At 57.1% G+C, this 21,337-nt stretch carries 21 protein-coding genes and 1 pseudogene; 10 read left to right on the plus strand and 12 right to left on the minus strand.

Features of this window, described 5'->3' with window-relative positions; genetic code table 11:
• Positions 1-3: 3 nt before the first annotated feature.
• Positions 4-450 carry a hypothetical protein gene (locus CSQ95_RS29415; RefSeq protein ID WP_143450092.1) on the plus strand — a complete coding sequence of 149 codons (447 nt, stop codon included), beginning with the start codon at positions 4-6 and terminating at the stop codon, positions 448-450.
• 372 nt (positions 451-822) lie between these two features.
• On the opposite strand, the gene CSQ95_RS26740 is transcribed toward CSQ95_RS29415, so the two are convergent.
• The 4 genes from CSQ95_RS26740 to CSQ95_RS26755 all read right to left on the minus strand — a co-directional run bounded on the left by CSQ95_RS26740 (position 823) and on the right by CSQ95_RS26755 (position 7,043).
• A complete protein-coding gene (locus tag CSQ95_RS26740) occupies positions 823-3,249 on the minus strand; it encodes a DNA repair protein (protein ID WP_099411681.1) in 2,427 nt (808 codons plus the stop codon).
• Positions 3,250-3,309: 60 nt separating this feature from the next.
• On the minus strand, positions 3,310-4,593 hold the full coding sequence (locus CSQ95_RS26745; RefSeq protein WP_099411682.1) for a metallophosphoesterase family protein: 1,284 nt from the start codon (positions 4,591-4,593) through the stop codon (positions 3,310-3,312).
• A gap of 2 nt (positions 4,594-4,595) precedes the next feature.
• Positions 4,596-5,999, minus strand: coding sequence for a hypothetical protein (locus tag CSQ95_RS26750; RefSeq protein WP_099411683.1), 1,404 nt, complete (start codon positions 5,997-5,999; stop codon positions 4,596-4,598).
• Between the two features lie 141 nt (positions 6,000-6,140).
• Complete coding sequence (locus tag CSQ95_RS26755) at positions 6,141-7,043, minus strand: hypothetical protein (RefSeq protein ID WP_099411684.1); 903 nt, start codon at positions 7,041-7,043, stop codon at positions 6,141-6,143.
• A 221-nt stretch (positions 7,044-7,264) separates the two neighbouring features.
• Between CSQ95_RS26755 and CSQ95_RS26760 the strand changes: the two genes are divergently transcribed.
• The 3 genes from CSQ95_RS26760 (at position 7,265) to CSQ95_RS26765 (ending at position 8,911) form a co-directional block, all read left to right on the plus strand.
• Complete coding sequence (locus tag CSQ95_RS26760; protein WP_099411685.1) at positions 7,265-7,585, plus strand: H-NS family nucleoid-associated regulatory protein; 321 nt, start codon at positions 7,265-7,267, stop codon at positions 7,583-7,585.
• Positions 7,586-7,684: 99 nt separating this feature from the next.
• Positions 7,685-8,026, plus strand: coding sequence for a hypothetical protein (locus CSQ95_RS29420; RefSeq protein ID WP_143450093.1), 342 nt, complete (start codon positions 7,685-7,687; stop codon positions 8,024-8,026).
• Between the two features lie 555 nt (positions 8,027-8,581).
• Positions 8,582-8,911 carry a hypothetical protein gene (locus tag CSQ95_RS26765; RefSeq protein WP_099411686.1) on the plus strand — a complete coding sequence of 110 codons (330 nt, stop codon included), beginning with the start codon at positions 8,582-8,584 and terminating at the stop codon, positions 8,909-8,911.
• A gap of 312 nt (positions 8,912-9,223) precedes the next feature.
• Here the strand turns inward: CSQ95_RS26765 and CSQ95_RS26770 are convergent, their stop codons facing one another.
• The 4 genes from CSQ95_RS26770 to CSQ95_RS26785 form a co-directional block, all read right to left on the minus strand.
• Complete coding sequence (locus CSQ95_RS26770) at positions 9,224-9,445, minus strand: hypothetical protein (protein ID WP_099411687.1); 222 nt, start codon at positions 9,443-9,445, stop codon at positions 9,224-9,226.
• 192 nt (positions 9,446-9,637) lie between these two features.
• The gene (locus tag CSQ95_RS26775) at positions 9,638-10,105 is read right to left on the minus strand and encodes a hypothetical protein (protein ID WP_099411688.1); all 468 of its coding nucleotides are present in this window, start codon (positions 10,103-10,105) and stop codon (positions 9,638-9,640) included.
• Between the two features lie 201 nt (positions 10,106-10,306).
• Positions 10,307-10,825: a flavodoxin gene (locus CSQ95_RS26780; RefSeq protein WP_099411689.1), complete on the minus strand. Its 519-nt coding sequence runs from the start codon at positions 10,823-10,825 to the stop codon at positions 10,307-10,309.
• Between the two features lie 63 nt (positions 10,826-10,888).
• Entirely contained in the window at positions 10,889-11,563 is a 675-nt protein-coding gene (locus CSQ95_RS26785) for a SagB/ThcOx family dehydrogenase (protein ID WP_099411690.1), read from the minus strand.
• A 283-nt stretch (positions 11,564-11,846) separates the two neighbouring features.
• Between CSQ95_RS26785 and CSQ95_RS30210 the strand changes: the two are divergent.
• Positions 11,847-11,996, plus strand: a pseudogene (locus CSQ95_RS30210) (YeeE/YedE family protein); the annotation flags it as partial.
• Between the two features lie 10 nt (positions 11,997-12,006).
• Positions 12,007-12,426, plus strand: a complete 420-nt coding sequence (locus CSQ95_RS26795) for a DUF6691 family protein (protein WP_099411691.1) — start codon at positions 12,007-12,009, stop codon at positions 12,424-12,426.
• 268 nt (positions 12,427-12,694) lie between these two features.
• Here the strand turns inward: CSQ95_RS26795 and CSQ95_RS26800 are convergent, their stop codons facing one another.
• From CSQ95_RS26800 to CSQ95_RS26810, 3 genes are all read right to left on the minus strand, one after another.
• Positions 12,695-14,272: a PAS domain-containing methyl-accepting chemotaxis protein gene (locus CSQ95_RS26800; RefSeq protein ID WP_099411692.1), complete on the minus strand. Its 1,578-nt coding sequence runs from the start codon at positions 14,270-14,272 to the stop codon at positions 12,695-12,697.
• 817 nt (positions 14,273-15,089) lie between these two features.
• Complete coding sequence (locus CSQ95_RS26805; RefSeq protein WP_180279178.1) at positions 15,090-15,614, minus strand: FxDxF family PEP-CTERM protein; 525 nt, start codon at positions 15,612-15,614, stop codon at positions 15,090-15,092.
• A gap of 437 nt (positions 15,615-16,051) precedes the next feature.
• A complete protein-coding gene (locus CSQ95_RS26810; protein WP_257218236.1) occupies positions 16,052-16,942 on the minus strand; it encodes a transposase in 891 nt (296 codons plus the stop codon).
• A gap of 174 nt (positions 16,943-17,116) precedes the next feature.
• Here CSQ95_RS26810 and CSQ95_RS29425 point away from each other — a divergent pair, with 174 nt between their 5' ends.
• From CSQ95_RS29425 to CSQ95_RS29435, 3 genes are all read left to right on the plus strand, one after another.
• Positions 17,117-17,533: a hypothetical protein gene (locus CSQ95_RS29425; protein WP_143450095.1), complete on the plus strand. Its 417-nt coding sequence runs from the start codon at positions 17,117-17,119 to the stop codon at positions 17,531-17,533.
• Positions 17,534-17,748: 215 nt separating this feature from the next.
• Positions 17,749-18,006 carry a hypothetical protein gene (locus CSQ95_RS29430; protein WP_143450096.1) on the plus strand — a complete coding sequence of 86 codons (258 nt, stop codon included), beginning with the start codon at positions 17,749-17,751 and terminating at the stop codon, positions 18,004-18,006.
• Positions 18,003-18,431, plus strand: coding sequence for a hypothetical protein (locus tag CSQ95_RS29435; RefSeq protein ID WP_143450097.1), 429 nt, complete (start codon positions 18,003-18,005; stop codon positions 18,429-18,431). Before CSQ95_RS29430 ends, CSQ95_RS29435 begins: the two co-directional genes overlap by 4 nt.
• An 82-nt stretch (positions 18,432-18,513) precedes the next feature.
• On the opposite strand, the gene CSQ95_RS26815 is transcribed toward CSQ95_RS29435, so the two are convergent.
• Positions 18,514-18,744 carry a hypothetical protein gene (locus CSQ95_RS26815; protein ID WP_257218237.1) on the minus strand — a complete coding sequence of 77 codons (231 nt, stop codon included), beginning with the start codon at positions 18,742-18,744 and terminating at the stop codon, positions 18,514-18,516.
• Between the two features lie 772 nt (positions 18,745-19,516).
• Here CSQ95_RS26815 and CSQ95_RS26820 point away from each other — a divergent pair.
• Complete coding sequence (locus CSQ95_RS26820) at positions 19,517-21,289, plus strand: ShlB/FhaC/HecB family hemolysin secretion/activation protein (RefSeq protein WP_099411694.1); 1,773 nt, start codon at positions 19,517-19,519, stop codon at positions 21,287-21,289.
• Positions 21,290-21,337: the final 48 nt, after the last annotated feature.

Below are 21,337 nucleotides of genomic sequence, written 5' to 3' on the forward strand. Positions count from 1 at the left end.
ATTATGTATTTATTTACCGCTTCTCAAATTTCTGAAATCAGGCGTCTGCGCAATAACGGCCCGATAAATGGAAATTACAGCCATATTTATGAATATATTGCTTCGATTCTTCCACAAGGAACGGCAGAGCAACGCTGGTTTTCAGGTGTGGCTCCACAAAGTGCGTTGCCCACTACAAGGATCGCACAGTTCGACTTCAGTGCTCTTACGGCAGCGTTTGACGCCGCCAGGGCTGAAAATCCATCCTTGTCAAGATGGGCGTTATCCTCGTCACTGTTGCAATTTCATCTTGGCGGAAGTGATAATGAGGCTATTGGCGGTGATATTGCCTATGAGTACGGAAAGCATGGCAGTCTGACTGGGTTGTCGTTGAACGCAGTTCAAGCCGCTATGGCCGATCCCAGCTTCGGTTCGCAAAGGCAAAAACTATCGTTGTATAACGTGACGTAATCAGACCTTGTAAAGGTATTCCATCTATGCCCGGCGATGTACGTTGCTTGTCAAAGGTAAAGTACGCCCCGGGCGTCCATGTGTTGGTCCTGCACTAAATGTGTTGCTGTGCACGATGGCTTTATTGCTCATTGTGGCCATAGGGGATAGTTGGGGCAAGTTGGCAGCTTGGTTGGACGCTGGCCAACCCGAGTTCAATATGCTGCGAGGTCGTCTTCTAGGCTGTGTTGTCGAATTGCTTGCAAAGTGCGGGCGACTCATTGACTGGGGACATCGAGTATTGCCTTGGTAATTTCGCGGACATCCTCGCACCAGAATTACTTGCATACACCTTACATATGCTTTTGAAAGCCCTCATTGACTTTGACGGATTCATGCGCTTTCGGCGAGGTTGAGAACGGTATCAGCTAAATTACACAATTCCGGCGTATGTGAAATAAAAAACTCTTGTTGATAGCCACCCAGTTGCATGACCTGGCGCTTCATCGCAAGGAACATGCGTTTATGTTCGGCATCGAAGGCGCCATCTGCTTCGTCCGAGAAGAGCGTTTCGCTGCGCCGGCAGTTAGACTCGGCCAGATACAAGGCCATGGCGCGCGTGAGGCATTCGTTGATCCACACGCGTTCGCCTCCACTCATCTTGGAAGCGCTCTTGGCGAAGCCGGTGTTGGCGTCGTGAACGATGACGTCAAATCCTTCCCTGGATTGCCCTTTGCCCGACTCCAGCAGCGTGTGAATGGATACCGTAAAGCGTGGCCCATAGCACGCCATCAATAAATCGTTGGTGAGCATCGACAGGGCGGGGCCCGCGTCGTCAATGGCCAATGCGATCACACCGTCATTGCCCAGGCATGTGGCGAACAAAGACCAGGTCGCAGTTTGTTCTTCAATATGAGCGATGCGGGCATCCAGCAATGCCAGCGTTTGCCGGTGAGCCAGTAACTGGCGTTGAATCTCAGTCAGGCGGTGCTGGCGCCCGATCGCTTCGTGCAGTTGTGTTTCGCACTCTGCCAGCCTGCCCGTGCAGTGAACGATTTCCTGATCGGTCTGCGCGAGTCGAATCGGATCGAACGGCAAAGGCAGCGCGGAGAGTTGCTGTTCAATACGCTCACGTTCTATGCGAATACCCCGCGCGATCTGAGCGCGCTCACCTGCAATGGCTGCTAGTTCCTTGTCGACGCGTGCTTTTTCCTGTTTTTCGGTGTCCGTATCATGGTCGACGGCCTGCGCGAGCAGGTGAATCCGGCGGATCACATCGTCGATACTGTCTCGTGCCTGCTCGATCTCGCTGGCGCGCCCAGCGACTTGCTGATTGGCTGAGCGTCGCTCCCGAGTACGATCCAGGCGGCGTAGTGCTCGTGCCAATCGCTCTGCTGTGTCCGGCATTGCTGCGATTTGCGCGTCCAGCTGCGACAGCACCTCGGTTTGATGGCGCTGGGCGTGTTCCAGGCGGCGCAGCGATTGTTCGTGCTGCGGAATGATGGGGCGTGCTGCGCGGGCGTGTTCGAGGAGCTGGCATTGTCCCTGTAGCGCGGTTCCCGCGCATGGAACGAGTGAGGTGAGCGAGAGGCGCTGGTGAAGTGCGCGGGTTTGAGACACCGTCTCACCGATTTCTCTGTTGATCCCATCGATCCTTTGCAGGGCCAGCGCACGCTGTGATGTTACCTGCATATACTGATTATGGGATTGGCGGCAGGTTGCAGCCTGATTGCTACGGTATTCTACGAGGCGGGCCAGGATCGGCAGCCGTTGAACGGCGCGGGTCACCCGTCGGTGATCGGATATGAGCAACAGCAGCTTCGCATGCCTGCGTGTTGCCGCCTGATGCTCCTGTGCATGGGTTTGCCGCCGTTGCAAGTTTTGCTGGGTCATGGACTGGCGTGCCGTGATGAGGACGTGTTCGCGCTCGTCCATCTGCTGATTGGCTGTCAGCACGCGATCGCTCAGATACTGAAGTGTTTGATTAAGCTGCTGGCGCTGGTTCACGTAGGTCGCAGCGACGGCTTGTTCCGTCTTGAGTGTTGCCAGGAAGTTTTTGGCTTCATCCAGCTCTGCCAATGCTGCCTTCCTACGGCGTTGTAGGGTGTCAAGCACGTCGTCAGGCACGCTCAATTGCTGTGATACCTCGAGATTGTCGTTGATCTGTTGTTGTAGTAGGCGCCGCTCCTGCTGCAATCCGGAAAGCCCGCAGCGAAGCAGTTTCGCCGTCTCCGCAGCCTGTAGACCCTTGGTACGCACGCGCTCCAGTCCAAGCAGGTCACTCAATAGTACTTTGATTTCTGCGTTTCTGTAGTGGGCCAGTTGGCGCCTGTTCTGTGCCGAAAACGCCGTAGTAAAGAAAGTGGCGGCTGGTCCGACGATATCCTCGATGCAGCGTTGGTAGGATTCCATCCGACCGTCCGACACGGTTCCGTCCGGCAGTTGTGCGGGCTGCCATGCGCCAGCGCGGAACTGATGCAGGTAGGCCTCGCTCCTGCGTTTGCCGTTGAGCCGAATGATGATCTGTGTACGGTATCTCTGCCCGCCCATTTCCCACAGCAGTTCCTTGCGGTTGACCGGCAAATACACCTCGTCATAGTAGGAAAAGCTGCCAAGGCCGTCAGCACCTGCTTTGGATGGCATCGTCGCATAGGGCGTCATATTGTCTAATACAGTGGTTTTTCCTCGTCCGTTCGGGCCGACGATGGCCACTAGCTGGGCGCCGGCCGTGAGGTGCTCGAAATCGAGCGTCAATGTTTCTCTGTTCATCCCGTCGCGAATGCCGATGAAGCCCGTCAAGGTGAGGGAAAGGGGGCGCATGATGATCTCTCCTGGTCAAAGTGTCTTCCGGTCTTTAGTATGAAGCGTCGCACGCGCGCCTCAAGGCTCCACAGACCCGTTTCGCGCAGCGTTGCCTCGGCTTGTGCAAACGTCGCCTGCAACTGCCTCTCTTGACAGCGCAGCCATCGCAATGTCGGTGGGTGAGTGGATAGCTAGCTGGGCCAGGCACGCCAATAGGGGAGCTGCTGGCGTATCGACCTGCTGTGCCCACGCATGCACTTGCTCTTCAAGTTGATGGCAGCGTGCTATTCCCTCCGCTCTGGCACGGGTGATCGGGAGCACGCGGCCTTCGAGCTTGATGCCTGCCGCGCCACGAAACAGTGCCGTGATCGCTTCGCGGTCGATGGTGGCACGTTCCTCTTCAAAGCACTGCCAGCGGATACGCACCCAGGCGCCTTCGATAGGGTGGCTAGCGACGTATTGGTGCAGTGCATCCATTTCCGGTGGCCCGGCAAACGCCAGCTCCAGTGTGCGGCGAGCCGGCGTTGCGACGAGTTCGCAGCTAGCGCTGTCCGCGGTGACTTCCCACATCAGGAAACCCTTATTGCCTTGTTCGCCGTAATGCAAGCGTCCAATGGAGCCGGGGTAGGCGATCACCTGTCCGTTGTGGTCCCACGCCTGATGCAGGTGAATATGCCCCAGCATGAACGCATTGGCCTGTGCCTGAAACAGCGCGCCAGCTGTAAATTCATGGTCCATTCCCGCCATCGGCACCCCATGTTCTGTCATGCAGCCGATCACGGTACCGTGGGAGAGCGCGATCGTGGGTATGCCCCGCTGGCGCGCCAGTAGATTGCCCGGCGCGTAGCCGGACAGAAGGTCAGCCAGATAGTGTCCCATGGCCTGTCCGGCTTGTTCCGCACCGACACTGGCGGCCAAATTCGCCTTGTTCATGGTCGGAACGCAGGAGCAGAGGAGGGCGCAGTCCGTGTCGCACCAGTCATTGGCATCGAAGCGCGAGTGTGTGGAAGCCGTCCATTCACGCCGGCTGTTGAGAGTGACCTGCTGCAGGCGGTTGGCCACGTGTATGGGATAACGGCCCCCTAGCAGGGAAAACAGATCCAGCGTACCGGGAGGTTCGTGTGAAAACGTCCCTTGCAGCATCAGCACCGGGCAATGATCGGCAAGGCGCCGGATCTGGCGCGCGAGCGCCATCAACGCCGGCGAATGGGCATCCAGGGCATGATCGGTGGTATCGCCGGTAATGATGGCGACCTCTGCCTGTCTTGCGATCGCCTGGTCCACGGCATAGGTGAAGCACGTATCGACCTCGGGCAAGGTCGATATGGCATAGTGCAAATCGGAAAAATGAGCGATGCGCATGCCTATTCTCCCTTGGCTGGCGCTGTTGGAGCGCGCTGCCGGGATGACGGCGTGTCTGACGCGCGCAGGCGGGCGTTGACCTTGTCGCAGAAGCCTTCAGGATCATTCTGATAGCGTTCCAGTTCCGCCAGCACGCGTTGGCGGCCATTGACATTGCGCCGCCAGCCGGATCCCCATTGGCGGTCAGCGAAGAGGCCAAACCGATCCCGGTCTACGCCATAGGCCGCGGCCAGATCAAACAGGGTGCTGATCGCTTCATCTTCGGTAGATGGGGCATCCTGCGCAGGTAACGCAGACTGCATGGATTCAGGGGTCGGCTGCTCCTGTATAGATGCTCCGGTCTCCGCGGGCTGTTCCGGCGTTACGACATATCCATCATCGGGACCGCTACACGCTAAGGCCGCGTCTTGTTGTTCGTTTTGGCCCTGCAGGATATGGGCGGCCTGATCAGCCAGGTGCAGAGCGCTTTCATCGTCATGCTGGATCAGGAGGGAAGAGACATCGATTGGTGCTTCCAGCTCGATGATCCAGTGTGCGCTGCGCACGGATTGCCCGGTTTTTGGATCGATATGCGAGACATCGCGCAGCTTTTTACTGAAATAGAAGGGTGTGCGGTGCTGATCGAGGAAACCGGCCAGGCGGCCGCCGCGCATGAAGGAGATGGTTTCAAAGCGCTCGATGGCGCGGCTCATGGCATAAAAACTGTTGGTGTGCAGGACGAAAGCATCGATCGAGGCAATGCCGGGAATATAGAAAATGAATTTACCAGTCAGGTTGCATTGCCGGTTCTGAAATTCCGGGCAATTTTCTGGATCGCAGACGCCATTGTTTTCTGGGCGTAGTTGCACTGGTCGCCCGCCGAAGGTGCGCACCACGCGTTGGCTGCGCTCATCAAAACGGACGGGTGCATACATTTTGCAGTAGCGCGTATGGCCATCTGACGCATATTCGCTCCAGTAGCGCTTGTCATTGCGTGCCCAGGCGGCCAGTTCATGTGGCATGACCAATTGCCAGGTGTCGGCCGGGAAAATAACCGGAAAACGATACAGCCGGATGACGCCGTCGCCGCGATCTTCGCCAAACGCTGCCAGAATCTGCGCTGCCAGGGCCGGATTGGGAAAGTCATTCGGACGTACGGTGAACCAGGCCACATTTTTGGGTACCAGCGGTGTCTTGATGTCCGGGAATGCCTCGGCAATCTTTTGTCCGATCTCTTCAAACGAACAGTTTGAGGCCAGCCCTTGCTCGTAGATCGCCTTCGCTTGCGGATTGCTCGCGGCCGCCTTGGTCAGCACTTTGATGCCGGCCCGAATCGTGCCGCCCGTGGGAATGCGGGCCGGCCGTTCGCCAAGGACCGTCGGCGGAGCGCCTTGCGCAAGCGAGCGATTGACGATTTCCTTATCCATGATGGTCTCCTTTACATAAAAATAAGCGATGAACCATCCTCTCATTGGCCGGTAGCGAGTCAACCCCGTAATCCTTGCCCAGACGCTCTTCTACGGGGCGAGCGAACGTAGGTAGTGAAGGGATGGCAGGATGGATCGAATTCAGGCGCGGAAGGCGCCTGGACGTGGAGGCTTGCGGGGACCTGTCGCCAGCAAGCGTCGCACGGCACCGGTGCGTGTCCCAAGATAAAACGCGATCTCCTCGTGTGTGCAGCCATCGGCGTGCAGGCGATGCGCGACGGAGCGGCGCGCACACTGCACACCCAGGCCAGGCAGATTGGCATAGCGGAAGATGCGCTGCAGGACATCGTGCAAGCCCTTTTCAGCGGTAGCTTTCGTTGATGACGAACTAAACGACGCACCGGTTCGGCTGAGAAACAGGCTACTTTCGCCCTGGAGTCCCCGATATGTGCTTTGATCGCTGACACCGTATCGAGCAGCCAGACGCCACGCCAAATAGGCGTCGAGCCAGTACAGAACTGTTGCGTCGCGCAGCAGAAGCGGGCGTGCTATGCCATTCGATGCGGCACCGGCTGGCAGCCATGGCGGAGAGCGGTGCTGGCCCGCCGCATCGATGTAATCGGCAACGGCCAATTTGGCGATCTCATTCGGACGTGCGCCGGTATGGATAAGCATGAGGAGAAGGGCGATATCGCGCTGTTTGCAGCGGCTATGCCGTGCCGTGTGCAGCACCAGCTGGTCAACGTGTGCCTGGGTAATGATCGGCGGTGAGGTTGTGGCGGCCTGTTTCGCCAGCGGCACGAAGTGTTCCAGTGCCTCCAGGTAGTCTTTTCCATGCGCGCGGATGACATGGGCAGTGGGAGCACAGTCCTCATCGAGGCCGACCACACCAACGACTGTCTGCAGATCCCGCGCCAAATCCGTGACGGATTTGGACACAGTCGACTTGGTTACACGAAACCGCGCTGCGATCTCATCATAGGTCTGTCCCTGAAGCATGGCCAGAAGCCAGGTCGATGCGAAAGACGGGGAACGCGGTTCCATGTTTCGGCCTGCGTGGCAACGGTGATTCGCATTATTGTTGCCCCGCCAGTTGCATGGCTCCAGTCGAAATGGCCCCTTTAAACAAGATGTTTCGATGGTACAAGGAGAAAGAAGACTGCAAAAGCATGTATGAATTGTCTTAGAATGGCGTTGACTTGGCCTGCGTGCTCAAGTTACATCAAGGCGTCATCCCAAATTTTTACTACTTTCAAGGAGTTCGTATGGATATCTCATCATTATCGTTGCCTGAGTTAAAAAAGCTCGAAGCGCAAGCGATTCAAGAAATCAAGGCTCGACAAAAAGACGAGCTGGAAAAAGCCCGTGCGGAAATGCTCGCAATTGCACAGCGGGTCGGCGTGCCGCTGACACAGTTGATCGCTGGCGCACCAAAAAATGCAGCGAAGGGAGAGAAAAAGGTTGTGGCTGCTCTGTATCGCAACCCTGACAATCACGATCAAAAATGGAGTGGTCGCGGGCGCCAGCCGTTGTGGGTAAAAGCGTGGATCGAGACTCACCAAACCCTTGATGGAATTCGTATTTGATGTTGTGATAACGGCGACTATTCAGCCTCCGGAGTAGGTAATAACGACCGATCAGAGAGGTCGGGTATCTCACTTAAAGATAGAAAGTTGAATCGAAAGATGAAAGATATTGAAATATCTAATGAGGTCGGAAAATATTTGTATAATATCGCTCCGGAAGATGCAAAAATAATTTTGATGATTGCAGTCCTTTCTCCTGAAGGTGATGTTGGTCGATTTGAGTTTTATTCAAATAACGGAGTCGCCGAAAGCAATTTCTCCATCAGTGATTTGGAGACTCAGAAACTTCTTGATTTGGTTGGTGAACATCAGCAATTCATGGTCAGTAATAATCAGCCTGCATGGACACGTTGTGAATTTACGGTAAATGTTGATGCCGGTAAATTCTCTATGGATCTGGGTTATGAGGGGGATTTATTTAAAGAAGGTTCGTTGCGATAATCGATAGGTGACATTTCATCGACATGGTGAGGTTTCGTCGAAATGGCGAAGCCTCATTCCGTCCGTGAAATTGTTACTGATCCTGGGTACCGCAACACCGGGGCACCTCAAGCCGCCGTACTCAGGCCGTCTGCCCCAAGCTGGCCAGGCGGCCCAAGGTTTCCCGCGCATTCGTGCTCTTGGCCAGCAGCGGGGCGGGGTCAGATCCGCCTTTCATATACGGTCTCAACCTTTGCCGTCTCGATCCATGGGCGCGGGGGCAAGTCTGGCATTCGTACACGATCTCAGCTTTGGCCATCGCTAATGAAACAGCCAAGCCCGTCTTTGCTGGCATGTCCGAGGATTCGCTGGCACGATAGCTGAACGCAGTGGCGATTTGACGTCCCGATAGCGAGGGGCCTCTGCTGGCGGTACCAGCACTGCGGAGGTGGCAGGAAGACGGCGGGTGGCGTGCGCGTCACGGCTGCTGCTACACTGCCAATTCCTGCGCGTTCCTGCCGCTGTCGCCAGCATGCTATGCACGGAAGGAGCGGTCCAACGATTTTCCATGTGACCATGAATGACTTGTTGACCTACATCGGTGCCATTTTCAACCTGCCCAGCCAGGCCGTGATCGAGCGGCGCGACATCGCGCAAACCTCCTGGCAGGAAGACGGTTTCGAGGTACGGCAGGAGGTGGCGACCTATTACTTCAGCAATGGCGTGGTGGTGCGTCGCACGTCCGAGGAGGACAGCTTTCCATCGCAGGCGGCCTGCTCAGAGTGCTGGATCACCTACGAGGTACCGTCGAACGGGCAGGTGCCCATCGAGGTGCTGCCAGCCGTCCGGCGCTTTGATAGTAGCTGCCGCGAAGCATTCTGGCTGAAATTCCACCGCGCCACCTGACCCGCTTGCTGCTTGCCCATGCTCGGCAATGATTGCTGGAATGTTACCAATACAGTCTTCAGGCTGTAAAACCCAATGACAGCCTGTTTCTTGTAACTGGTAACTGCATTTTACAGTTCCTAAATAGTAGAGACGCATTCCAAGACTCGCCATTTCCTATCCGATCCTGGCAGCAATCGCAGCCGATTCTCGTCGGCCGCCAGCGCGGCCGATCTCGCGCGGATGGGCTGTGCGCGGTGCCACGCCGCATCGCCACCTTCGGAGAACTGAAGACGCCGGCGGGGCGGACACGCAGAGCTGTGCTGATTGCGACTACTTTGTGCCATCCTTGCTCGAGCGATCATGCTCCTTGACAAGGGTGCCATCCATTTTTGTATAGCTGCCTATATGCTCGTGGGCGGTTTTTGCTCCGGTGCCGGTGGCGGCCTTCGCGGCGTGGTTCGACGGGCTGGCAGGGCCGCCCGACTGGCCGCCGCCCGCGAAGGCTGGAAGGGTGAGGGACACTGCCAGTGCCGCAAGCAATACTATTTTCACTTTTGTTCCTGATGCGGCGTGGTGGCGTGCCGTTGCGCGCCCTCATGATATGTAAAATTATCAATAGGAAATCTATCCAATAGCTACGGCAGCAGGCGCAAAAAAATGCCCGCCAGGGACGGCCGGACGGGTATATCGGCAAGCAATGCGCTGACCTGCAATCATCCGGTCCGTGTGAATCGTTACTCAGGGTTATTTTCCGCACGCCTTTCCATGTTCTGCATGGAAGCCTTTCGTCTTGGCATCGGCTTCATCCATGTATTCCCCTTTTTTTGTCTTGCCATAGTACTTGTCACCTTCGCAATGATAGACCTTGCTCGAGGTGTTCACCCAAACCTTGCCGGCGCCGCCGCCCGGAGCCATCTGCGCGGGCGTCGCCTTGCTGGCGGCGCCCGCCACGGGTGCCGTTCCAGCCGCCGATTTGGCAGATGCTGCATTGCTCATCATGCCGCCGTGTCCCCGACAACCATGTGTGGATTGGCCGATCGGTGCGGACCCATCCTTGCACTTGGCCATAGCCGCAGCATCGGCTGTGGCCGGATTCCCCATCGCTGCTGCCGGCGGTTTAGGTGCGGCCGAAGGTGCTGTCGTCGGGGTCTGTGCAATCGCCTGCGATGCGAGGGCGGCGCTCATGGCGAGCGTTGCTAAAAAAATTTTCATTGAGAGTCTCCGGTGTGTACGGGTTGGCTTGCCCGTACATTAACGCGGCAGCGCATGTGCCGTTGACCTGGCCGTGCTAATACCAAGGCGAGCGCATGGACGCGGGATGCATCGCCACGCGTTCATCTGGCGCTTGCCGGCCACGTGAGATAAACATGCCTGGGAATCAATCTGCAGAACCATCGGATTCTGAGGCTCCACTTAGGCGGGAGACAAGCCAAGGTCGAAGGCGGGCAGTGCCGTGTCTTGCAGTCCCAATTCCCTTACCAGTGCCTGCAGCCGTTCGACATGACGGCCCGTTCTTACCTCTTGTTCGCTCAGGCATAGCCGGGCCATGGGGGCCTTGTGGCAGAGGGCTGCCATTTCGTCGAGTGCCTTGTCGCCACCCCGTCCACCCATGGTGCAGAACAGGCTCACCCGATGGAAGTGCTGCCGCTGCTGCATGATATAGGTGCGCATGGGGGCGCTCATGTGGCCTGCCCAGACCGGCGTTCCCAGCACGATGAATGGATAATCAGACGGACGCCGTTGTACGGCAGCGATCCGTGCCGGAAGGTGGCACTCGGCCTCCCATGCGGCGCGCAGAAAGCCGCCTGCGTTGCGGTAGGGCCGTAGCGGTTGCAGCGATTCGAGATCCGCGCCGCATTCCGCAGCAAGTGCATGGGCTGCCCGGTCAGTGACGCCGGTGCGCGAATAGTAGACGATCAGGCAGCTTTTCATGGTTTTCCTTTAACGGCCAGGCGCTGGCGACATGGGGTGTTGTGCGGGTGCAGTGGTACCGCGTCAGCTAGCCGCGCCATCTGCGCGCCCATCCTGCGGCGGTGCCGCGTGCGTCGCGCGTCCGGGAAAGCCCACCGTCTGGGCCAATATGATGCGCTGGGTGTCCCTCAGTCCCAGCGTCTGCGCCAGCGCCGGCCGGTCTACCCAGGCGCGCGCGACTGTCGCCAAGCCTTGGGCGGCGCAGAACAGGTAGACATTCTGGCTGATGTAGCCTGTATCGAGCGCGGCAAAGAATTTTTGCTCCCAGCGCTGTGCCTGATCCATTTTGGCAAGATCGGCAACGTAGATCAGGTTGACCGGAGCGCTGGCAACGAAGTCTTGCCAGCCGGTGGCAGCACGGACATCACGTTGCTCCAGCTGGCGCAGTGCGCCGGCAGCGGGTTCGAACAGAAACAGCCCATCTTGCTGGGCCACGTAGATATCGATCTCCTGCCAGTTCTTCGCCGACGGCGCCGTGCGTTGTCCTGTCTCCTGGCGGTTCACGCCACACGCCGCCCAAAGCAGGTGCGCCAGCATCGTCATCGGCACGGCGCGCGACGAGAAAATACGCTCGCTGCGCCGTAGTTCAAGCACCTGGAGCAGCGACTGGCTCATTGGCGTCAATGCGGTATGGCCGCTGTCGAGTGGCAGATTGTGCAGCTGCGGATCGTTGGTCAGCAGGCTGGTCTCGGGCTTCATGGCATGCTCCTTCAGGTATGGCTGGCACGTTGCGGGGCGTGATGGCGCCCAGGCGACCAGGTGAATCCGGATGTGGCTCAGTCCGTGCATCCTGCCGCTTCAACAGCATGGCAGGGTTCCGCAGCTTTTTTTGCCAGGATCGGCCGGCAGCATGAGGATGGCGGTGCCTGGCGGCTGATGTGGGCAAGCGGGCGCGCACCATGCGTTTTACCTTACCTTGGATGTAGCCATGTTGCATCGGTCAACCTTGATCAACATCATGCTAAGTGGATTTAATACGTTAGGGCCATGTACTCGCTATGGTTCAGGCTGCACCAGCGGACATGGTGTATGCGGTTTGTCGCGCATGTCGCCACGCTCGCTGGTGGCGACTGCCGCCTTCATGATTGCCGGCTTCGCCACTGTTTTTGTCGTCCGCCACCTCGTCGCTTAAGGCACTCCGCATGAAAAACATACTGGCAGGGCTTGTGGGTCTGGTCTTTGGCATTGGACTGATCATATCGGGAATGACTGATCCATCGGAAGTGCTTGCTTTCCTCGACGTCGCGGGGCGTTGGAACCCGTCGCTGGGGCTTGTCATGTGCGGTGCGATACTCGTTGGCATCGTGGCATTCCGTTTTGCATCGCGTAGGGAACGTAGCCTGCTGGGCGACGCGATGCGCTTGCCGACCTCGGTACAGATTGATCGGCGACTGGTCTTTGGTGGCCTGGCATTTGGTGTCGGCTGGGGACTGGCTGGGTATTGCCCCGGTCCGGTACTGGCGACGCTGGCAGTAGGGGGGATCAAGCCGCTCATTTTCTTCGTCGCCATGGTCACAGGCATGGGGATCTTCGCTATGGCAGAGCGTTTTCATTCTCGGTAGCGATAGGGCTGCCACCACGCTTTGGGAACCGATGGCGGCGATCTCCGCAACCGAGCACCCGCTGGCAGTGACCCGCTCGCGTGGTATCTAGCTCACGTTCTTCGGTGTGTCTATTGCCACGTACGACAATGCCGTTGCCTGGAAATTTGACTCGTGTCGTATCCACGCGACTCGTGGTGCTTCGTTCTCGGCCGCCCCCAGTATTGGCGTCATTTTCTTGGCATCGGGATACTGCAATCGGTTGAAGTCCTGGAGTTGGTTGACAGTGCTAACGAACGGCACTGCCCAATTTGAATAAAGCCATGGCCTGCTCCAGCTGCAAGGCCTGGTCTTGCAGCGAGGCGGAAGCGGCCGCCGACTCTTCCACCAATGCCGCGTTCTGCTGCGTCACTTCATCCATCTGTGTGACGGCCATGTTGACCTGGCCTATGCCATGGCTTTGCTCGCGCGAGGCCGAGGCGATCTCTTCCATGATGCCGTGCACGCCCTGCACCGCGCCCAGCATGTCGGCGCTGCTGGCGCCCGCCTGCTGCGCCAGCAGCGCGCCCGCTTTCACCTGTTCCAGCGAGGCCGTGATCAGCTGCTTGATTTCCGTGGCCGCCGCCGCGCTGCGGTGGGCCAGGCTGCGCACTTCGCCTGCCACGACGGCAAAGCCGCGGCCCTGGTCGCCGGCGCGCGCCGCTTCCACGGCCGCGTTCAAGGCCAGAATATTCGTCTGGAAGGCGATGCCCTCGATAATGCCCGTAATGTCGCCGATCTTCCTCGATGAATCGCTAATTTCCCCCATCATGGCCACCACCTGCCCGACGATCTCGCCGCTGCTCCCGGCCAGACCTTGTACCTTGCCCACCATCTCGCTGGCCTGCATGGCATTGCCGCTATTTTGCTGCACCGTGGCCGCCAGCTGCTCCATGCTCGACGCCGTCTGCTGCAGGGCCGAGGCCTGCGCTTCCGTGCGGCCGGACAAATCCATATTGCCGGCGGCGATTTCCTGGCTGGCCATGCTGATGCGCAGGAAGTTGCCGCGCACGTCGCCGACGATGGAGTGCAGATTCACGCGCAATTGGCGCAAGGAGCGCAGCAGCTGCCCCATCTCGTCGCGCCGCGACGTGTCAAGCTCGCCCGTCAGGTCGCCGCCCGCCATCACGTCGCACGCCTGGCGCGCCCGCTGCAGCGGCTGCAGCACGACCTTGTGCAAGGCATGCCAAAAATACAGGGTCAGGCACAGGGTCGCCACGGACAGGCCCGTCAGCCAGCCGTGGGCCGCTGCCGGCAGCAGGCCGGCATCCCAGGCCAGCTGCAGCAGCACGAGCGCGACCAGCGCGCCCAGGTTCCAGGCGATGCGCCGACCGATGGCCATGTCGCGCACGCTGAGCAGCCGCGCCAGCCAGCCCGTACGCACGGCGGCGCCCTGGCTCAGGGCGATGCCGTCGGCCTGCCCCGCCTTGATGCGCGCGTACAGGGCCGACGCCTGCGCCACCTGCTGGCGCGTGGGCTTGGTGCGCACGGACATGTAGCCGACGGCCACGCCGTCTTCCACCACCGGCGTCACGTTCGCCAGCACCCAGTAGTAGTCGCCGCTCTTGCAGCGGTTTTTCACCATGCCGCTCCACGAACGTCCCGAGCGGATGGTGGCCCAGAAATCGGCGAACGCTTCCACCGGCATGTCCGGGTGACGCAGGATGTTTTGCGGTGCGCCGATCAATTCTTCCGCGCTGTAGCCGCTGACGGCGATGAAATACGGATTCGCATACGTGATATTGCCTTGCAAGTCGGTGGTCGAGACGATGGTTTCGCTATCGCTCAGTGTGATCTCGGTACTGCTGACGGGAAGATTGAGTCGCATATATGAAGTCTTTTCTGTAGCTATGTGAGTCGGAAAATAAATGAAGTGATCGATGCTGCCTATCATCCTTTTCCTTTTCATGCCCTGTGGCAACGTAAGATGTATTCATGGTAATTGTTTCGCAGTTCAGAAAGCAATTTTTTGTAAAAACAAACTCTTACAATGCTGGCGGACTGTGACATTTTGAGGTGATTAATTCTCATTCGTACCGTTAATCGTTATTCTTCGCAGGATTGGTGATTTTCAGCCAGCGACTGAAGATTTGATGCCGCAGGGGAGTACTCTTTTAGTTACCAATTCCGACGTCGTGTATTCAGCGCGAATGGCCGTGCTGTGTTTGCATACAGTAATTTTATTTTGTTGCTATCGTGGAAATGGCGGTTGTGATGCGAAAGCCCGGCGTGGTCGTCGAGTAGCGCATGCAGTCCCATCGAGATACTGTCAAGTACTCTTGCTGCTTGGTTATCATGGAGGTGATCGGCCAACAGGTACTGCACAAAGTGAAGTTTGCGTGGCACACCCAGCCTCGTCATCCCGCGCCGCGCATGGAACGGCTCAACGCTCACATCGTGTGGGTGAATGTCGGCAAACTCACACCTATGGGAGAGGGTTAGCTGGTAACCAACGGTAAGGCTTAGGCGGCGGGCCGCAAGGAATGAATATTACTTGCCGTTGGAATAGCTCAACAGAGCCGGCCGGGCTGTTTCAAGGTCAGAAGCAAAGTCGGTATTGGTACTGAAAGTGAATCCTGCGATCTGGCAATGGATTTGTTCGTTGCTAACAAAAAAGACGCCGAGGCGTCTTTTGGGTGGTGCACTCAAGATTGCGTCCGGCGCCGTGCCAGGAAGCCTAGTATTCCTAAGCCAGCCAGCAGCATGCCATAGGTTGCCGGTTCTGGTACGGGAGCCAGATTCAAGTTGAATGTGCCGCCATAGCTGCCGCCCTTGGTGTTGCCCATCACGGTCAGGACCAGCGGGCCATTGAACAGAATGCTTGTTGGCGCCAAGACCTCACCTTGCGCATAGCCAAAGACTGTGGGGCCGCCAAAGCCTGTCAGTCCTATGCCGTTCAGGTTTGCGCTGGTGAACTGGATGGAGGAGCTGTCCGAGCCCGTGACGGACAGGTTGGCAAGGAAGGCCTGCGCGGTCGAGCCAAAGGTCGCAGTGGGGGTGAACGTGAAGGTATCCGTGAAGTCGCCGAGCGGGCTGGGGACAGCGTTGAAACCGCTGGTCCACAGGTTGCCCGAGGTGTTGGTGAGGTTGACAGTATAGGCGGTGGCGCTGGCGCTACCGATGGAAGCAGCACTCAGTACCGCCGCTGCGATAAGTGACCTTAGTTTCATGTTGATCTCCCTGAAAGACGATGAATGTTTCGGAAAGTCCATACTGCGATGACAAATTATCACCAATACTCACAGTTATCAATGTTATATTTCTGCATCGTGACTTTCACTTAGATAGCCAATTTCTACCACACGGGCATAAATTCTAAATAATTGTTAAAATTAAAATTTACATTATTTATATTGCACAAAATAGATGTAATTTTTGTGCTGGAAGTACTGTTGCATTGGCACCTAATTTCTGTATTGCAAGGAGGGTGCAATGGGCATGCAGATTTACTCTGTTGCATGCCAGATTGCGAAATGATAATTAACTAGATGTCAAGGAGCCGAGACCCGAAACCGTCGGGAGTGACAAGTCCTTTGGAGCCGGGGGCCGGTCCGCCAATCGTAAGCGTGTTCAACCTTGGCCGTCTCGATCTGCAGCAAGTTGCGCTTTAATAAATGCCGATACGGCCCGACTGACCGTCCTGCTTGACACGTGAAAAGCGGAGGCGATGTGGGACATGGTAAAAGCGGTTGACAGATAAGCGCGTGCCATCGCCTCGTCTCTGTCGTTGTAGTTGGCCTGATATTGCGCTAGCGACAGCGCGGCGCTGCTGTCTTGGTGTATCTTTGAATGCATCGGAACGCTGCGATTGCTGATGTGCCGACACGAAGGTTTCATTACCCAGTAGCATCTGGTGGCAAGTGTGGGCGAGCGGACTTGTTTCGTCCATTCTGGCCGCGACAAACCGAGAATAGTTGGCGGCCGCCTCGTCGCGCGTTGCGCCAAACTGGCTCAAGAGCCAGTCACGCGACAACCAGCATGGAGACGCTGCTTCGTACAAAACGTAGTGATGGCTGCTCCAGTACCGGTCGTCGGGTGATCCCACCATGTGCGCCCGGACTGGGTTCAAGACGATGTAGCGGGCCAACTCCAACAGATAATTTTCTTGCTGCATCAAGATGGCTTTGTAGCGGCCTTGCAATACGTGCCCGACAAGCTTGTGGCGCCGATTGAAATGCTGGGTATACACGCCATTCAACTGGCGCATGCCCTGCGACAGATTCGCCTCCACCGTTTCAACGAGCAGATGATAATGATTGCTCATCTGGCAGAAACTGTGCACGACAAAATGGTACCGCTCACAGACCAGGGCTAGTACCTCTTGCCAGACAAGGCGATCGGTATCGTCCCGGTAAATGGTGCCACGCCGGTCGCCGCGCGAAGTAACGTGGTAGAGGGCGCCGGGAAATTCAAGGCGTAGGGGGCGGGTCATGCGGTAGACGTTATCTGATCCGTACGCATTGGCACCGAGATTGCGCAAAGGTTTGGACAATGGCATGGCTGAGGCCGTGTCTGAATACCGGACCTGACCCCATCCGCAAGTCTTGCCAGATGGGAGGGCATATTTCTACGACCCTCAGATCTGGGGCGGAACTAAGACCTATGATTACCTGCGTACTATTTATAAAAACATGCGAACTTACCATATGGGGCCAGAATGAGGCATTGCGAGATGTGCGGGGCAACAATCCCGCAGGGTGAAAATATATGTGGAAATTGTGGCGGAATTTTTTCAGAAGACGACTCTGGAACCGATCGTATAATTGGCAATCCTGACTGGGGGAGAATTAGCATCGACTTGGAATCAATCCGAGGTGATGTAACTGATCTTTTTGCGAAAATTAAGGATTGTTGGCTAGAATTGGAACTACGATCTGCTCAGCAATTGTTCAGCGGTCAGTTAGTCAATCGTGAGGTGCCGGTATCAGATATTGATCTTTATGGCCCTCGCGAATCGTTTGCGCGGCTTGCAGATGTCTTGAAGGTTGCAGGGGAAGAGCCATCAATCATTGAATTTCATTCGCTGCCTTATGACGAAATTTATAAGTTGCGGGACATTGAAGGAAAAGCGGATGGAGCGGTTACTTAGAGGGTGTAGACAAAATCAATATTGGGGCGGGGTCATGTCCGGCATTTGTACACGATCTCAGCCTTGGCCGTCTCGACCTGCGGCAAGTTGTTCTTTAGTAAATACCGAGACAGCTCGACTAACTGTTTTGCTCGATACGTGAAAAGCGGCGGCAGTGTGGAACATGGTATAGGCCGTAGAAAGTGGTCGGGCCATATGACGGACCGGCAATTAAGATGGATCCAAACGACCATGCCGGAACGTCGAGTAACGGTCAAAATGGTAGAGCAGGTGCAATTTATAGGGCCGAAACAGCTGAATTGATCAGTCAAGGCCGGTATCGTGATGCGATGGCGCGAGAGGTGCTTGATGTTCGACGGGCAGCGGCAGAGCGATCAGGTGATGTTAAAAAGTATAATGAAGCAATAAAGGAAATGCTGGACTATGCTCGATCGAGTGGTCAGCTCCCTGTAAATCCGAGGACTGGAAAATGATTAAGATAAACTCTTATAAAGACGTTAATGGGTTAATTTTTGGGAGCAGTGAAGTCGATGCAATTGCTGTTTTTGGAGAGCCTGTTAGTCGAAACACGAACCGAGAATCAGAAAGGGAGCTTCATTTTTCTGATTTTATTTTAAGATTTGACGCGATATCAGGTGGTCTCCGGGAAATTACTTTGCTTCCTTTTTGCGAAGGAATGATTAATGGAGATATAGTTTTTTGGGATGATCGTTTTTTGCAGTGGCTTGCTTTACATGATAAAAATTTGATTGAGGTTCTCGGGTTTGTATTATCTTTGAAGGTAGGTGTCGCAATATCAGGTTTTCATGACGATGATGAATCGGAAAAGGCGATACATATGTTTAGATATGGGGACTGGGATATTTTCCAAAAAAATATGCGTCCTTTTAATCAATAGCATATCTGGGTAGCCGGGGACTGGCTCAGGTCCGCTATTCGTGCTCGACCTCAGCCTTGGCCAAGTTTACCCAGGGCCTAGGTCAGATACCGTCTTGAATGGCAAGTCCTTTTGCCCAGTAATGCGCATCAAAGGGCCTGTCAGTGTGGATCACGCCATAGATCCGATGTGCTAATTTGTGCATAATTGCGCCAATCAGGGCTTTTTTCGCCATGCCCGTTGCAGACAAACGTTCGGCAAAACGGCAAAGAATGGGATTTTGGAGACGTGCGACCAAGCTGGGCATGTAAAGGAGCGGGGTCAGGTCCGTCATTCGTACACGATCCCAACCTTTGAGGGGGGCGGAGCCAGGTCTGCCATTCGTACACGATCTCAACCTTGGCCGTCTCTATCTGCGGCAAGTTGCGCTTTATTAAATTCCGATACGGCTTGACTGACTGTCCTGCTCGAAACGTGAAAAGCGTCGGCGATATGGTACATAGTAAAAGCGGTTGATAGATAAGCGCATGCCATCGCCTCGTCCTTTTCGCTGTAGCGGGCCTGACATTGCGCTAATGACAAGGTGAAGGCGTGGCGCTAGGGATTGGCGTATCCTTAAATGCATCGGAAGGCTGTGATTCCTGATGTGCCGAAACGCAGGCTTTATCGCCTGGCCGGATATGGCGTCAGGTGCGAGCGAGGTTGCCTCTTCCGTCCCGTCCGCGACCAACCGGCAACGATAGATAGATCCGGTGAGGGTCATTATGAGGGCATCGCTAACTGAATAGTTTAGAAAGCACCTAAAAATCAAACGTTTAGGCACCTCATTGACAATCGAGTGGGAGTGAGTTCCCATAAGGAAACTTTGCATTTCCGAATAAGTGAGTAAGCCAAAGCCCTGTTTTTACAGGGCTTTTTTTATGCATCGATGCCGGACGCCATTGCCTGCTCTGCCGCCGCCAGGCCGCGCAGGGCTTTACTGGTGGTAATTGGATAGTTGAAAGACAGTTACCAAACAAGTAAAGTTCTCAAGAAATAAATAAAGTTGCCCTATGGAAATAATTAATTTATAATTTCCTTACGTAAATAATTACTTAAGGCAACATATGCACCTGCGCTTGACGCCATGGTGCGGTGTATTTTTGTTCAGCGGCACCTTGTGTGCCGCCGTGTCCGCGCAGACCCGTCCCGAAATCGCGCCGCCCCTTCCCACCCCGCCTGGCAGCAGCCAGCGCGACGATGCCAGCCAAGAATTGATCCGCCAGCAAGAACGCGAGCGCCTCCTGCGCCAGCAGCAGGAGCGCACGCCCGACGTGCGCCTGCTCGAGGCCCCCGCGGCCGCAGCCGCGAACCGCCTGCCCACAGGCGAATCGCCGTGCTTTACCATCGATCATCTGCAATTGCGGGGCGAGGACGCCGCCCAGTTCCAGTGGGCGCTGGTCGCCGCCGGGCACGACGACCTGGGGGCGTCGGACTCGCCGCTGGGCCGCTGCCTGGGCACGCAGGCCATCAATGTACTGATGGGGCGCATGCAGAACGCCATCATCGCGCGCGGCTACGTCACCACGCGCGTGCTGGCCGAGCCGCAGGATTTAAGCAAGGGCACCTTAACCTTGACCTTGATACCGGGCCGTATCCGCCAGATCGGCTTTGCGCCCGGCACCAACCCCCGCGCCACCTGGTGGAATGCCGTGCCGGCGCGACCCGGCGACTTGCTCAATGTGCGCGATACGGAGCAGGCGCTGGAAAACTTCAAGCGCGTGCCGACGGCCGAAGCCGATATCCAGATCATGCCGGCCGAAGGCGGCAATGCGAAGCCGGGCGAGAGCGACCTGCAGATCCAGTGGAAGCAGGGTTTGCCGTTTCGCCTGGCGCTGGGCCTCGACGACGGCGGTTCGCGCTCGACGGGCAAGCTGCAGGGCAGCGTGACCCTGTCGTATGACCACTGGCTGACCCTGAACGATCTGTTTTACCTGAGCCTGAACCAGAACGTCGACGGCAACCGCAATGGTCCGCGCGGCACAGGCGGCATGGTGGCCCACTATTCGATTCCCTACGCCTACTGGCTGCTGTCCTTCACGGCCAGCGACAGCCGCTACCACCAGTCCGTGGCCGGCATCAGCCAGGATTACAACTACAGCGGCGCCAGCCAGAATCGCGAAGTCAAGTTGTCGCGTCTGGTGTACCGCGACGCGTCGCGCAAGACGACGCTGTCCCTGCGCGGCTGGCAGCGCGCCGCGCAAAACTTCATCGACGACACGGAAGTGGAAGTGCAGCGCCGCCGCATGGCCGGCTGGGAACTGGGCCTTGGCCACCGCGAATTCCTGGGGCAGGCCACCCTGGACCTGAACCTGCAATACCGGCGCGGCACGGGCGCGATGCACGCGATGGCCGCGCCCGAGGAAGCGTTTGGCGAGGGCACGTCGCGGTTCAAGCTCATCCTGGCCGACGCGGCCCTGTCGGCGCCGTTCAAGCTGGCTGGCCAGCCGCTGCGCTACGCGGGCAGCTGGCGCATGCAGCACAACCGCACGCCGCTGGTGCCGCAGGATCGCTTCGCCATCGGCGGGCGCTACACGGTGCGCGGCTATGACGGCGAAAGCAGCCTCTCGGCCGAACGGGGTTGGCTGCTGCGCAACGAGCTCGGCGTGCCGCTGGGCAGCAGCGGCCAGGAAGCGTATGCGGGCCTGGACCACGGCGAAGTATCGGGACCGTCCGCCGAATGGCTGATCGCGCGCCGCCTGACGGGCGCTTTTGTGGGCTTGCGCGGCCAGTGGCTGGGCGTGCAGTACGACGCCTTTGTCGGCTGGCCCGTGCGCAAACCTGAGCTGTTCCGTACGGCCAGCCATACGGCCGGCTTCAGCCTGAACGCCAGCTATTAAAAATTAACGATGTGAGACGCCGCCATCCGCCAGCCGTTCTCTTCTCCC

Source organism: Janthinobacterium sp. BJB304, assembly GCF_002735765.1.
Classification (GTDB): Bacteria; Pseudomonadota; Gammaproteobacteria; order Burkholderiales; family Burkholderiaceae_D; genus Janthinobacterium.